A 13890-nucleotide genomic window follows, 5' to 3' on the forward strand; every position below is an offset into this window, starting at 1 on the left:
AATGCCGCTCTCTCTTTTTTGGGATGGGACGCGCTCACCTTTCACGTCATCAAATGCTCCACCAGCGCGTTCATCTCCTGCTTGGACGCGACGGCGTGGGCGCTGGTGATGACGGCCTGCTGCTCCGCCTCGGACAGGGCGGTAAAGCGCTCCATGGCCTGGGGATGCTGGGCCAGTGCCATGCCAAGACCCAAGGGCAATTCTTCATCTTTCATTGCATTCACCTCGCCCCTAGTGTGGACGGCGGCGGGCATTTTATGCCGCTGCGCGCCCGTCATCAAAGGAAGGGAATCGGAGGATTGCGCCGAAAACCGGCGTGTCGGCCCGCTGCGGAGCGGGACAAGGTCAGTAGGAGAGCTTTTCTACGGTCCAGTCCGCAATCAAGTCGGCATACCACCGACACACGGCCTTGCCGGTATCCACGTCCAGATTCACGTAATTTCCGCACTCCGCCGCGCTTTTTCCCGGCATCTCGCCGGGAAAGGCCGCTGCGGCGGAAAACACCTGCTGCACCAGGGCGATGGCCGCCTCGCAGGAGAGCAGCCGGTTGTCAAAGAGAAAATAGAAGCCCGTCTGGCAGCCCATGGGCCCGAAATAGATAACGGCGTCCTTCTCCGGAGAGTTACGCAGCAGCGTTGCGATCAAGTGCTCCGCGGAGTGCAGCTCGCTGTTGGAAAGCAGGTCCCCGGTGTTGGGCTTTTTGAAGCGGAGATCGAAGGTGATGATGTCCCCGTCCCGGCGGGAGTAGTAAAGACCGGGCAAAAGGCGGTTGTGGTCCACGGAAAAACTGGCGATTTGGTGTAAGGCTTCCATATTAAGCTTCCTCCTGTAATTTTTTGGCGAGGGGTAGCACCACGCTGCCAAGCTTTTGGAGCGCTTCCCCAAAGTCAAAATACTCCTCCGCCTGCCGGTCGGAAAAAAGGTGGTCGGACACGGATTTTAAAGCCGCGAAACGCACGCCGCTGCGCAGACACACCTGCGCAATGGCCCCGCCCTCCATCTCCGTCAGCAGGGGGGAGAAGGTATCCCGAATCCCGGTGGCCCGGTCCCCCTTGACGGCAAACCAGTCGCCGGTGGCCACCCGGGCGGTGACGGCGCTTACGCCCAGCTCTTTTAAAAGCGCCGCGCAGCGCTCCGGCTCCCACGTGGGAAAGGCCACCTGGTTGACGGTGGAGACAAGGCCGATGGGATCGCCCACCGCGGTGGTGTCCACGTCGTGCTGGACAAATTCCGAAGCCACCACCAGAGATCCGGTAGGCAGGTCCGTCATGCAGCCCGCCACGCCGGCGTTTAAAATAAGGTCCACGCCGTAGCGCAGGCAGAAAATTTCCGCCGCCATGGCGGCATTCACCTTGCCCACGCCTCCGGCACAGGCCAAAAGGTCCGGGCCCAGTCGGAAAAAGGGGACGCCGGACACGGTTTCAAACGGAGAAAGCGCCTTTGCCCCGGGCAGGGCGTGCAGCTCCATGGGCATGGCAAATTGCAGTCCGATTTTCATGGAAACGCTCCTTCAATCAATTTATCATGGAATGACGCTACGATAGCACAAATTTTGCCCGGAATCAACCGCCCCTGTCGGCGAACGGTACTTGCGAAATGGGGGACAGTCCGATACAATGGAGAAAAACCCGACAGGGGAAGCGATAGGGGGCCGTTTCATGGAAGAAAAGAAAGTGGTCATCGTGGGCGCGGGCATTATGGGCGCGTCCTTGGCACAGGTCTACGCCCAAGGGGCGTGGCAGACGGTGCTTTACAACCGGTCTGCGGAGGGACTGGAACGGGCGCGGGTGACCATTTTGCGCAATCAGGAGCTGCTGTGTACGCAGGGGTTGCTGACGCGAGAGGCTGCGGAGCAGGCGCTCTTGCGCATCACGTTTACGCAGGACAAAGCCTGCATGGCGGACTGTGTGCTGATGGTGGAGGCCATCGTGGAGGAGCTGGAGGCCAAGCGCCGGTTCTGGGAAGAGACCAGCCGTCTTGTTCCCACCGATGCACTGCTGGCCACCAACACCAGCGGCCTGCCCATCAGCGAGATCGCCAAGGCGGTCTACCTGCCGGAGCGGTTTATGGGACAGCACTGGCTGAATCCGCCCCACCTGATGCCGCTGTGCGAGATCATCCGGGGGGAACAAACGGCGGAGAGCTGCGTGAACGCCATGTACGAGCTGGTAAAGGCGCTGGGCAAGGAGCCGGTGATCGTGAAGAAGGACATCAAGGGCTTTCTCGCCAACCGCCTGCAATATGCCATGCTGCGGGAGGCACTGTATCTGGTGGAGACCGGCGCGGCGGAGCTGGAGGACATCGATACCGTGCTTAAGGCGGGGCTGGGGCTGCGGTATGCGGCGCTGGGACCCTTCCACGTATGCGATTTCGGCGGACTGGACACCTATTGCCGCGTCAACGAGTATCTCAACGAGACGCTGTGCGACCGGAAGGAAGGGGACCCCATGCTGGCGCAGCTGGTGGCGGAGGGGCGCTGCGGCGTGAAAAGCGGCGCGGGCTTTTACGACTATGGCGGCGACAAGGCCGCTCAGGCCACCCGGGAGCGGGACGAGCTGTACATCGCCCTTGCCAAGGTGCTCTACTACGGGAAGCGGTAAAAAGAGGAACGAAAAACGAGCCGACCGGGTTTTCCGGTCGGCTCGCTGCTTGTTGTTTAAATCAGCCCTTGACGATGGTGGCGGTATCCATGGCGATCATGAGCTCTTCGTTGGTGGGGATGAGGAGGACCTTCACCTTGGAATCTGCGGCGGAAATGACAACTTCCTTGCCGCGGACATTGTTGGCGTCCTCGTCCATCTTCACGCCCATGAACTCCAGACCGGAGGCGATGTCCAGCCGCTGGCTGACGGAGTTTTCACCCACGCCTGCGGTAAAGATGATGGCGTCCACACCGCCCATGGCGGCGGCATAGGACCCGATCAGCTTCTTGACGCCGTAGTTGAACATCTCCACGGACAGCGCCGCGCGCTGGTTGCCTTCCTTACCGGCATTTTCCAGATCGCGGAAGTCGGAGGAGACCCCCGAGACGCCCTGCACGCCGGACTTCTTGTTTAAAACGTTCAGCATCTCGTCGATACTCATGCTGTACTTGTTCATGACATACTGGAGAATGCCGGCGTCCAGATCGCCGGAGCGGGTGCCCATGGGGAGACCAGCCAGCGGGGTGAAGCCCATGGAGGTATCCACGCTCTTTCCGCCGTCGATGGCGGTGACGGAGGAGCCGTTGCCCAGATGGCAGGAGATCAGCTTCAGATCCTCCGGCTTCTTGCCCAGCATATCGGCGGCGCGGGCGGCCACATACTTGTGGGAGGTGCCGTGGAAGCCGTACCGGCGGACCTTGTCGTTCTCATAATACTCGTAGGGCAGGGCATACATGTAGGCCTTGGCGGGCATGGTCTGATGGAAGGCGGTGTCAAACACGGCGACCTGCGGCACGTTCTTACCCATCACGGCGGTGCAGGCGTTGATGCCGGTGATGTTGGCGGGGTTGTGGAGGGGGGCCAGGGGGATGCAATCCTCCAGCGCCTGCATGACCTCGCCGGTGATGAGGACGGACTTGTTGAATGCCTCGCCGCCATGCACCACACGGTGGCCCACAGCGTCGATCTCCTTCATGGAGCCGATCACGCCGTTCTTGGAATCCACCAGGGCGTCCAGCACGGTCTGGATGGCTTCGGAATGGGTGGGCATGGCCACATCCACGGCGTTCAGGGTCTCCTTGCCCGCAACCTGGGGCTTGTAGGTGAACTTGCCGTCGATGCCGATGCGCTCGCACAGGCCCTTGGCCAAAAGATCGCCGGTCTCCGGATTCAGCAGCTGATACTTCAGGGAGGAACTGCCTGCGTTGATGACGAGAATGTTCATGTCTTACGTCTCCTCTTTTTCTTCTTTTTGGAAAACCTTGCGTGTTTTCCGTAATTGCTATAAAATAAAAGCAAGATCCGCGTAACCGCGCGGAAAATCACAGTATAATTATACCAGAGTTTTTTCAGGTTACAACCAACATTTTTACCGAAATGTCATTTTTTTGTCATTGCTTAGGGGTGAATTCTGTGCAAATTGCGGGTATTATAACGGAATATAATCCCCTCCATGGCGGCCACGTGCATCTGATGGAGGAAACGAGGAGACAGTTGGGGGCGGACAGCGCCATTCTTTGCGTGATGAGCGGCAACTTCGTGCAGCGGGGAGATTTTGCTCTGGTGAGCAAATACGCCCGGGCGGAGGCCGCCGTCCGCAGCGGAGCCGATCTGGTGCTGGAACTGCCCCTTCCCTGGGCGGTTGCCTCGGCGGAGCGCTTTGCCGACGGCGGCGTGCAAACGCTGCTCTCCACCGGCATCGTGACGCATCTGGCTTTTGGCAGTGAGTGCGGCGCGGCGGAGCCGCTTATTCAGCTGGCCGGTGTGCTGACGGGGGAGGCGTTTTCCCGCCGTCTGCGGGAGGAATTGTCCGTAGGCGTCAGCTTTGCCGCCGCCCGGCAGCGGGCGGCGGAGGAGTTGACCTCCCCGGAGACGGCGGCGCTGCTGCGCACGCCGAATAATATTCTGGGCATAGAATACTGCAAGAGCCTGCTGCGCCACGGCAGTACCCTAAAGCTGCTGACAGTGCCCCGGCAGGGCGCCGCCCACGACGGCGCGATCGCGGAGGGGGAGACGCCCTCCGCCAGCGCCATTCGCTCTCTGATCGAAAGCGGAGAGCGGGAGCGGGCACTTTCCCTGATGGCGCCCGCCATGGCAAGTGCTTACGCGGCGGAAGAGGCGGCAGGCCGCGCCCCGGTTTTTGCCCACACCTGTGAGCGGGCCATCCTTGCCCGGCTGCGGACCATGGGGGAGACGGACTTTGCCCGTCTGGACGAGGGGCGGGAGGGTCTTTACCGCAGGGTGTATGCTGCCGCCCGCACAGCCCCCTCCGTGGCGGAGGTGCTCGCCCGGGCCAAGACGAAGCGCTATGCATACGCCCGGCTGCGGCGGATGGTGCTTTGGGCGTATCTGGGACTTGCGCCGGACGACTGTCCCGCCGCGCCGCCCTATCTGCGTCCGCTGGCCGCCAACGAAAATGGACGAGGGCTGCTCTCGCAGATGCGCAGCACGGCGTCCGTGCCGATTTTGACGAAACCCGCCGCTGTCCGCCGGATGGGGCCGTCCGCCAAGGCTGTTTTCGAGTGGGAGTCCAGAGCCGCCGACCTTTATGCCTTGGCGTACCCCGACCTTGCCCGTGCCGCCGGCGGGCAAGCGTGGAAGGAAGGCCCCGTTATGTGCTGAGGCACGCCTGAAAGGAGCGCCCCATGAAAAAAATAAACGCATTGCTGCCGGTTCTGGCGGTAATTTTGCTGACAGCCTGTTCTGCGGAATGGGCCGCCGACACCAGCAGCATCAAAAACGACCCGCCCCCGATGGCCGCCATGCAGGCCGCGCCGCCCGCACGGGAGGAAATTTGCTATCGAGTGGAAACGGAGGAGATCTCCGACACCGTCCGGGCATCGGATGGGACAGAGCTTTTGACCTATGCGTTCCACCTGCCCAAGTTGACGGCTCTTCGTGAAAACGGCGCCGTAATCGAGCAGGCCCGGACGGAGCAGGAGCGCCAGGCCTTGACCGTGGCGGAGACCTTCAACGCCCATTTTGAAAAATGGGCGGCTGCGGAGGATCTTGACAGCGTGATCGCGGCAGCCAGTGAGGATATGGATTGGCGGCGGGAGACCGCCACGGAGTGGTCCGGCGGGTATTGGCTGGAGCTGATGACCGCCTGCTATCAAACAGACAACCTCGTCAGCGTGGTGGGTACTTATTCCAGCGATACCGGCGGCGCTCATCCCAATACCTGGTGCCTGGGGTGGAACTTCGACCTGTCCTCCGGCACATTTTTCGGCCCGGAGGGACTGGCCGCGGACGGGGCCGGATTCCAGCAGGCGGTGCTGGAGGAATTGATTCGGCAAGCCGAGGAGGTCGCCGTGGAAAACAACACGACGCCGGAGGCGCTTTTCTGGGAGGATTATGAGGAAATTCTGGCAAACTGGGGGTCCTACGCCGTGTCCTTCGATGAAAACGGCATGACCGTGTCGTTTTCGCCCTATGAACTGGCCTGCTATGCCGCCGGAACGCAAACATTCTCCGTTTCCTATGACTGGCTGGTGCCGCAGCTGAGCGAGCACGGGCGGCAGGTGCTGGGCGTAGGGGAGCCGTAAAGTTTCCCGCGGTTATTCTTCACCGCGGATGAAAACTTTCTCCAAAATTCTTGATTGCATGAAAAGGCGCTTCCTTTCCGGTTGGGGAGGAAGCGCCTTTGATTTTTTCGGTACGGTCCGGGGCGGGGGGGGGGAGAGGGAACGGGCAGAGAAAAGTATCTAACAAAAGCGGCGGAATTTCTCCGCCTGCCGACTTGTTTTCTGGCAGGGAAGTATTATATAATAAGGACAAGTAAGCTCGCGGAGTGAGCAAAACTTAAGATGTCTAGGAGGAATGTAGCTATGAATGAAGTGCTGCAAAAGATTTCCAACATTGGAATCATTCCGGTCATTGCCATTGAGGACGCTGCCAAGGCCGTGCCTCTGGCCCGTGCGCTGACGGCTGGCGGTCTGCCTGCCGCCGAGGTGACGTTCCGCACCGCAGCCGGTGAGGAGGCCATCCGGCAGATCGCCGAGAACTGCCCGGAGGTTCTGGTGGGCGCTGGTACGGTGCTGAATGTGGACCAGTGTGACCGCGCTTTGAAGGCCGGGGCCAAGTTCATCGTCTCTCCCGGTTATAATGCCGAACTGGTGGACCACTGCCTGAAGCTTGGGGTGCCGGTCATGCCGGGCTGCGCGGACGCATCCGAGATGACGCAGGCGGTCAACGCCGGACTGGAAGCCGTGAAGTTTTTCCCGGCGGAGCGGGCCGGCGGCGTGGAGTATCTCAAGGCGCTGGCGCCGGTGTTCCCGTTGCAGTTCATGCCCACCGGCGGCGTGAGCACCAAGAACCTGATGGACTATCTGGGCTTTGAGCGCATCATGGCCTGCGGCGGCACGTGGATGGTCAAAAAGGACCTGATCGAAGGCGAGCAGTGGGACGAGATCACCCATATCTGCAAGGAAGCCGTCAAGAGTATGCTGGGCTTCACCATCCGGCATCTGGGCATCAACTGCGCCGACGAGGCGGAGGCGGAGCGCACCGCCAAGGCGTTTAGCGCCGTGTTCGGCTGGGAGTATAAGCCCGGCAATTCCTCCATCTTCTCCGGCAGCGCCGTGGAGTGCATGAAAACGCCGTATCTGGGCGAGCACGGCCATCTGGCTGTGGGCGTCAACAACGTGGACCGGGCCGTCTATCATCTGCAATTGCAGGGCATCGAATTCAACGAGGAGTCCCGCAAGAGAGATACCAAGGGCAAGACCAAGGCGATTTACATGAAGGACAGCTTTGGCGGCTTTGCCGTCCATCTGGTGCAGAAATAATTTGAAAAGCAGAAAGGAAGATTGAATCATGGCTAAAATTGTAACGTTCGGCGAGCTGATGCTGCGCCTTGCCCCCAACGGATATTACCGCTTCTTCCAGGACGATCAGCTGCAGGCCACCTTCGGCGGCGGCGAGGCCAACGTGGCGGTGTCTCTCGCCAACTACGGTCTGGACGTTGCCTTTGTGACCAAGCTCCCCACCCACGCCATCGGACAGGCCGCGGTGGATTCCCTGCGCCACTTCGGCGTGGACACCAGCAAGATCGTCCGCGGCGGCGAGCGCGTGGGCATCTACTATCTGGAAAAGGGCGCCTCTCAGCGGGGCAGCGTGTGCATCTATGACCGCGCCCACTCCGCCATTCAGGAGGCAGAAAGCGCCGAATTCGACTGGGACGCCATCTTCGAGGGCGCGGACTGGTTCCACTTCACCGGCATCACCCCGGCGCTGGGCCCCAACATGGTGGAAGCCTGTAAGCAGGCCTGCATCGCGGCAAAGAAGCACGGCGTGAAGATCTCCTGCGACCTCAACTATCGCGGCAAGCTCTGGACCCGGGCAGAGGCCCGCGCCGCCATGACCGAGCTTTGCCAGTACGTGGACGTTTGCATCTCCAACGAGGAGGACGCCAAGGACGTGTTCGGCATCGAGGCGGAGAACACGGATATTTACAGCGGCAAGCTCAACCACGAGGGGTACAAGTCCGTGGCCAAGCAGCTGGCGGACCAGTTCGGCTTTGAGAAGGTGGCCATCACCCTGCGCACCAGCATCTCCGCCAGCGACAACGACTGGGCGGGCATGCTGTACGACGGGAAGGAGTACTGCTTCTCCAAGGGCTATCACCTGCACATTGTGGACCGTGTGGGCGGCGGCGACAGCTTCGGCGGCGGCTTGATCTACTCCCTGCTCACGGGCAAGTCCACCCAGGCGGCGGTGGAGTTCGCGGTGGCGGCTTCCGCACTGAAGCACTCCGTGGAGGGGGACTACAACCGCGTCAGCGTCTCCGAGGTGGAGAAGCTGGCCGGGGGCGACGGCTCCGGCCGCGTCCAGCGCTGAGCTTCATCCATACATAAAAAAGGTCTGCGGAGCAAATGCTTCGCAGACCTTTTTTCAGTCATGCAAGGAAACCCCCAAAATCGCAAATAATCCGAATAACAGCCCGTACAGCAGGGCGTATACCACCGGCTGGTGGAGCAGGTAGATCGGCAGGGAATGCCGCCCCATGGCGGTGAGGACCGGAAGATGCGGACCCGGACCGCCATCACTTGGGCGAAGGCGGTATAAAAAATATCCGGTAAGGAAGAGGAAAAACCAGGGAAACAGGGAAAAATAGTCCGTGGAGGCGAAGGATTCCGGTGGAAACCCCAAAAGGGCCGTGAACGCATTTTGATACCAAGCCTGCGGTAGCCGGGCAATCACGGCGCCTTCAAAGCCCAGTGCGCCCCCATTCACGTCCCGCGCCAGCAAAAAGAGGACAAAGCTTGCCGCCAGCCCTGCCCGGGCAGGCAGACGGCGAAGCAGCTTCTCCAGCGGAATCAGCGCCAGCGCGGAGGTTCCCAGTAGCGTCAGCACGCCGAAATACACCGTGTTTTCCGGCATGGTCAGCGCCGTCACGACTGTGACCAGTCCGCCGGCAAGAAAGACGGTCAGCCCCCGTTTGAAACGCTGACGGCCCAGAGACCAGCAATATCCGGACAGCAAAATGAAGGTCCAGCAAATACTCTGCTGCCACCAATACGCCCCCGTGGTATGGTACCACGGAAAATTCACGCCGAATATCCACACCAGATCCCAGCAGGCATGATAAACGATCATGCTTATAAGCGTCGCACCCCGCAGCGTGTCCAGCCCGCTCAGGCGGGGGCGGGGCGCGGAAGGAATCCTCTTCTTCACAGCAGGTGGAACCATGTTGCCCTCCCGGTTGCATCATTTGAAAATATGGTATCACACGGTGGAACGCCTTGCAAGTTTTTCCAAAACGGATTTTTATTGCCGCGCAACCAAAAGTGCCCTGTCGGCGTCCCGCCCGCGGCTTAAATTTCAGGCACGGCCCGGGACGGGCCATATACCGTAAAAAATACCAGTGTTCCTGGGTTCAAATGGGTCTATCCCTTGCAAACGGGAATATTTTGTGATAAATTAGATAAGTTCTGTATATCCAACAATAAGGAGGCACACCTATGCCCACCCTGCAAGAAGAAATCTCCCGGCGGCGGACCTTTGCCATCATCTCCCACCCCGACGCCGGTAAAACCACTTTGACGGAAAAGTTTTTGCTCTACGGCGGCGCTATCGCGCAGGCCGGTGAAGTCAAGGGCAAGCGGGCCAAAGCCGCTACCTCCGACTGGATGGAAATTGAAAAGCAGCGCGGTATTTCCGTCACATCTTCCGTGATGCAGTTTCAGCACGGCGGCTTTTGCATCAATATTCTGGACACGCCCGGCCATCAGGACTTCTCCGAGGACACCTACCGCACGCTGATGGCGGCGGACTCCGCCGTCATGGTCATCGACGGCGCCAAGGGCGTGGAGCCACAGACCCGGAAGCTGTTCAGGGTCTGCGCCCTGCGGCGCATCCCCATCTTCACTTTCATCAACAAGATGGACCGGGAGAGCCGGGACCCGTTGGAGCTGTGCGAGGAAGTGGAGCGGGAGCTGGGTATTGACACCTACGCCATGAACTGGCCCATTGGCTCCGGGCGAGAATTTCAGGGTGTTTACGACCGGGAAAAGCAGCGGATTCTGTTTTTCTCCGGCGAGGGCCACGCCAAAAAAGCTACCTCCACGGAGATCACGCTGGAGGACCCGGCGCTGGAGGAGATGCTGGGCAAGACCCGCGCCGCCACCTTGCGGGACGAGGTGGAGCTGCTGGGCGCCGGGCGGGAGTTCCACATGGACGCCGTGCGCAGCGGCACGCTTTCCCCCGTGTTCTTCGGCTCCGCCCTCACCAACTTCGGCGTGGAGCCTTTTCTGGAGGAATTTCTCCGCATGACCACCGCGCCGCTGAACCGGACGGCGGATTGCGGGGAAATCGACGCGTTCTCCCCTGATTTTTCCGCCTTTGTATTCAAAATTCAGGCCAACATGAACAAGGCCCACCGGGACCGGCTGGCCTTCATGCGCATCTGCTCCGGAAAGTTCCAGCGGGACACGGAATATTACCACATGCAAAGCGGGAAAAAGCTGCGACTCAGCCAGCCCCAGCAGATGATGGCGGCGGAGCGGGAGATCGTGGACGAGGCCTTCGCGGGCGACATCATCGGTGTGTTTGACCCCGGCATGTTCGCCATCGGCGACACCATCACCGTGCCGGGGAAGAAATTTTTGTACTCCGGCATCCCCACCTTTGAGCCGGAGCACTTTATGCGGGTCTCGCCCAAGGACACCATGAAGCGCAAGCAGTTCATCAAGGGCACGGAGCAGATCGCCCAGGAGGGTGCCATCCAGATCTTCCGCATTCCCGGCGCGGGCTTTGAGGAGGTCATTGTGGGCGTGGTGGGCACGCTGCAATTCGACGTGTTCGAGTACCGCATGAAAAACGAGTACGGCGTGGACCTCTACATGACGGGCCTGCCCTACGATCATCTGCGGCGCATCGTTTCCTGCCCCGGCAAGCCGGAGGAGTTGGTGCTGTGCACCGGCGCCGCCATTTTGGAGGATTTCCGGGAGCGGCTGCTGGTGGCCTTCGGCGGCGAATGGTCCGTGGGCTTCCTCACAAAGCACAATCCCGGCCTGGAGCTGGCGGATTCCCTGTCCGTATAAACCGCGTCCAGCGCATCAGAAAAAGCCTTGAACCGACACATGGTCCGGTTCAAGGCTTTTTTGCATTCGTACAGGCTCATTGTAAAGGGTGGGAGGTTGCTATTTCGCGTTTCCCGGTTTACCGGCGACCACCAAAGCCACCGCCGCCCCGGCTGCCACCAAAGCCCCCACCGAAGCTCCCGCCGCCGCCGAAACCGCCCCGGCTGCCGCCGACGCCACCGCCGAAGGAGCCGCCGCCGCCAAAGCCGCCGCCCCGACCGCCAAAGCTCCCGCCGGAGGGCGGTTTGCGAGGCGGCTGGGGGGGACGGGGAGGATGAGGCGGACGCGGAGGATGGGGCGGACGCGGTCCCGGACCACCGCCTCTTGGCGGGCGGGGACCGCCCCGCGGTGGCGGACGACGATGCCAGGGCCGTCCCCAGAAGATGGGGTAGTAGCGCACGGTTGGAATTCCCATGCCGGGCATACAGTAGCGCCGCCGATAGCGGGTGTAGCGCACCCGGTCCAGCGCCACCCAGATAATCAGCAAAACCACCACCAGCACAAGAAGCTCCCCGGCCACCACCCCAAGGGTGGGGGCGAAGTAGCCGCTGCTTTGCGTGTAGTAACCGTCGCCGGCGGTGTAAGTCTCCCGGACGGCGGGAATGTAGTTTTCCCGAATGGTGACGGCGTAGTAATCGGCAAACCAGTCGATGTACGCGTCAAAGGTCTTTTCCACACCGGCATCGTACCTGCCGGCGGCAAAGTCCGTTTCCATGGTGGCAATCAGCAAGCTGGTGAGGGCCTGCCCATAATCGTAAAGTCCGTCGCCGCCGGAGACGCCGTAATCCCCCTTGAGGCCGTTTTGCGCCACATTGTCCAGCGCCAGCACCATCACAAGGCCGTTGTCCCGCTCCGCGGAGCCAACGCCGTATTGGTTGCCCAGCTTCGCGGCGTACGCCTCGATGTTCTCTCCGTCGGTGGTATCCACCGTCACCACCAGAATCTGAGCGCCGGTCTGGGCAAAGAGGGAGGCATTCATCGCGTCGATGTGGGCCATGGTGGCGTCGCTCAATACCCCGGCGTGATCGTAAACGTAGGTGTAGGTCCCCACCACGGCGGTGGACGCCTCGGCGGAATCGGCGGGCTTACGGACCTGCCCCAGCAGGATACCGGCCACAACGGCCAGCACCATGACGGCCGCCGCCACGGACCGCTTTTGAAAAAATTTCATCAGATTGCTCCCTTTACGAGAAGTTTCAAGGCACATCTCCCTCCCACGGAGGGCGTCAGTTGTGCAGCTCCATCAGCTTTTGTTTCAGCTCCCCTTCGATGCGGCCCAGCTCCGCCTCCGCTGCCTTTCTCTTTTGCGCGCCCTCCCGCTGGATGGTCAGCACCTCGTCCAGCGTGGAGATGAGCTGTTCATTGGTGTGCTGGAGCGTCTCAACGTCCACCACGCTGCGCTCGGCCTCCCGGGCGGTCTGGATGGTGCCCATTTTCAGCATGTCCGCGTTCTTCTTGAGCAGCTCGTTGGTCATTTCCGTCACGGCGCTCTGGGCGGCGGTGGCCTGGCGTCCGTGCTCCATGCCCAGGGCCAAAACCATCTGGCTCTTCCAAAGGGGAATGGTGTTGACCAGCGAGGACTGAATCTTTTCCACCATCTGCGTGTCGTTGTTTTGCAGCAGGCGGGTCTGCGGCCCCATCTGGACGGAGATCATCCGGGTAAGCTCCAAATCGTGGAGCTTTTTTTCAAACCGCTCGCACATCTGGGCAAGATCGTTATAAGCCTGGGCGTCCTCCTGCGCGCCGGAGCGCTCGGCCTTCGCCGCCAGCGCGGGCAGCTCGTTTGCCCGGACGTCTGCAAGCTTCCGCTTGCCCGCCAGAATATACATGGTCAGCTGCTTATAATACTTGAGGTTCAGCTCATACATCTGGTCAAACATGGCCACGTCCTTGAGCAGCGTCACCTGATGCTGTTCCAGCTCCCGGACGATCTTGTCCACGTTGGTCTCCACCTTGGAGTACTGGGCCTTCATGGACTCCAGCTTATTGCCGCCCTTTTTGAAAAGGCCGAACAGGCCCTTCTTCTCCTCTTCCTCACCGAAGCCCTTGAGCTCCACCACCAGCTCGGAAAGGGATTTTCCCACCTCGCCCAGATCCTTGGTGCGCACGGAGGACAGAGCGCTTTCGGAAAAGCCCGCCACATTTTTCTGCGCGGCGGCGCCGTATTGTAAAATCAAATTGGAGTCTGTGAGGTCAATCTTCTGGGAGAAAGCCGCTACCGCCGCCTTCTCCTCCTCGGAAAGCAGAGTTTCGTCCATCTGCACAGGCTCCGCCTCCGGCTTTGCGCTCTCCGGCGCGGCGGGGGCGGCGGGAGTCCCATCCAGCGTCAATTCCGGCACGGCGGCAGTTTGCGGCTCCAGCGTCAGTTCGGGCATCTCGTTTTTTTCATCAGACATCTCGCGTTCCGTCCTTTCTTCTTCGGCGCCGCTTTCCCCGCAGCGCCGCAACATCTCTCAAAGCTCCAGTTCGATGCCGCCGTCCGGCGCAGGCTGCGGTTTGGCCTTCAACGGGTCCTCCGTCAGCCCTTCCTGCGCCATCATGTGTGAATGTCAATGAATATTTGAGCCAGGTGCTAGCGAATATTAGAGCCACTTTTGCTAACGAATACTTGAGCCACCTGACCAATTTGTGCTACTCAACACTTGAGCCACTTTGCGTTTCCAACA

Annotated in this window: 13 protein-coding genes; 6 read left to right on the top strand and 7 right to left on the bottom strand. The window is 60.7% G+C overall.

The features are described from left to right. Nucleotides 1-41 precede the first annotated feature (41 nt). From PHI30_RS09610 to PHI30_RS09620, 3 genes are all read right to left on the bottom strand, one after another. A complete protein-coding gene (locus PHI30_RS09610) occupies nt 42-215 on the bottom strand; it encodes a hypothetical protein (protein WP_300027109.1) in 174 nt (57 codons plus the stop codon). 130 nt (nt 216-345) lie between these two features. Then, the gene (locus PHI30_RS09615; protein ID WP_300027111.1) at nt 346-813 is read right to left on the bottom strand and encodes an S-ribosylhomocysteine lyase; all 468 of its coding nucleotides are present in this window, start codon (nt 811-813) and stop codon (nt 346-348) included. A 1-nt stretch (nt 814) separates the two neighbouring features. Next, nucleotides 815-1498, bottom strand: coding sequence for a 5'-methylthioadenosine/S-adenosylhomocysteine nucleosidase (locus tag PHI30_RS09620; protein WP_300027113.1), 684 nt, complete (start codon nt 1496-1498; stop codon nt 815-817). A 160-nt stretch (nt 1499-1658) separates the two neighbouring features. Here PHI30_RS09620 and PHI30_RS09625 point away from each other — a divergent pair, with 160 nt between their 5' ends. Then, nucleotides 1659-2600: a 3-hydroxyacyl-CoA dehydrogenase family protein gene (locus PHI30_RS09625; protein WP_300027115.1), complete on the top strand. Its 942-nt coding sequence runs from the start codon at nt 1659-1661 to the stop codon at nt 2598-2600. Between the two features lie 61 nt (nt 2601-2661). Here the strand turns inward: PHI30_RS09625 and PHI30_RS09630 are convergent, their stop codons facing one another. Continuing rightward, the gene (locus PHI30_RS09630; RefSeq protein ID WP_300027118.1) at nt 2662-3867 is read right to left on the bottom strand and encodes an acetate/propionate family kinase; all 1206 of its coding nucleotides are present in this window, start codon (nt 3865-3867) and stop codon (nt 2662-2664) included. Between the two features lie 179 nt (nt 3868-4046). Between PHI30_RS09630 and PHI30_RS09635 the strand changes: the two genes are divergently transcribed. From PHI30_RS09635 to PHI30_RS09650, 4 genes are all read left to right on the top strand, one after another. Continuing rightward, on the top strand, nt 4047-5264 hold the full coding sequence (locus tag PHI30_RS09635; RefSeq protein WP_300027121.1) for a nucleotidyltransferase family protein: 1218 nt from the start codon (nt 4047-4049) through the stop codon (nt 5262-5264). Between the two features lie 23 nt (nt 5265-5287). Then, nucleotides 5288-6187 carry a DUF3298 and DUF4163 domain-containing protein gene (locus PHI30_RS09640; RefSeq protein ID WP_300027123.1) on the top strand — a complete coding sequence of 300 codons (900 nt, stop codon included), beginning with the start codon at nt 5288-5290 and terminating at the stop codon, nt 6185-6187. Between the two features lie 282 nt (nt 6188-6469). Beyond that, complete coding sequence (gene eda, locus PHI30_RS09645; RefSeq protein ID WP_300027126.1) at nt 6470-7429, top strand: bifunctional 4-hydroxy-2-oxoglutarate aldolase/2-dehydro-3-deoxy-phosphogluconate aldolase; 960 nt, start codon at nt 6470-6472, stop codon at nt 7427-7429. A 28-nt stretch (nt 7430-7457) separates the two neighbouring features. Continuing rightward, a complete protein-coding gene (locus PHI30_RS09650) occupies nt 7458-8480 on the top strand; it encodes a sugar kinase (protein WP_300027129.1) in 1023 nt (340 codons plus the stop codon). Between the two features lie 54 nt (nt 8481-8534). Here PHI30_RS09650 and PHI30_RS09655 read toward each other — a convergent pair whose 3' ends face one another. Then, nucleotides 8535-9332 (bottom strand): heparan-alpha-glucosaminide N-acetyltransferase, encoded by a 798-nt coding sequence (locus PHI30_RS09655; RefSeq protein WP_300027132.1) that lies wholly within the window; start codon nt 9330-9332, stop codon nt 8535-8537. A gap of 272 nt (nt 9333-9604) precedes the next feature. On the opposite strand from PHI30_RS09655, the gene PHI30_RS09660 reads away from it, so the two are divergent. Continuing rightward, nucleotides 9605-11185 (top strand): peptide chain release factor 3, encoded by a 1581-nt coding sequence (locus PHI30_RS09660; protein WP_300027136.1) that lies wholly within the window; start codon nt 9605-9607, stop codon nt 11183-11185. A gap of 118 nt (nt 11186-11303) precedes the next feature. On the opposite strand, the gene PHI30_RS09665 is transcribed toward PHI30_RS09660, so the two are convergent. Then, complete coding sequence (locus PHI30_RS09665) at nt 11304-12395, bottom strand: YgcG family protein (RefSeq protein WP_300027138.1); 1092 nt, start codon at nt 12393-12395, stop codon at nt 11304-11306. 55 nt (nt 12396-12450) lie between these two features. Then, entirely contained in the window at nt 12451-13620 is a 1170-nt protein-coding gene (locus tag PHI30_RS09670; RefSeq protein WP_300027140.1) for a toxic anion resistance protein, read from the bottom strand. Between the last annotated feature and the right edge of the window lie 270 nt (nt 13621-13890).

The sequence above is a fragment of the Oscillibacter sp. genome (assembly GCF_028693505.1).
Lineage (GTDB): Bacteria > Bacillota > Clostridia > Oscillospirales > Oscillospiraceae > Oscillibacter.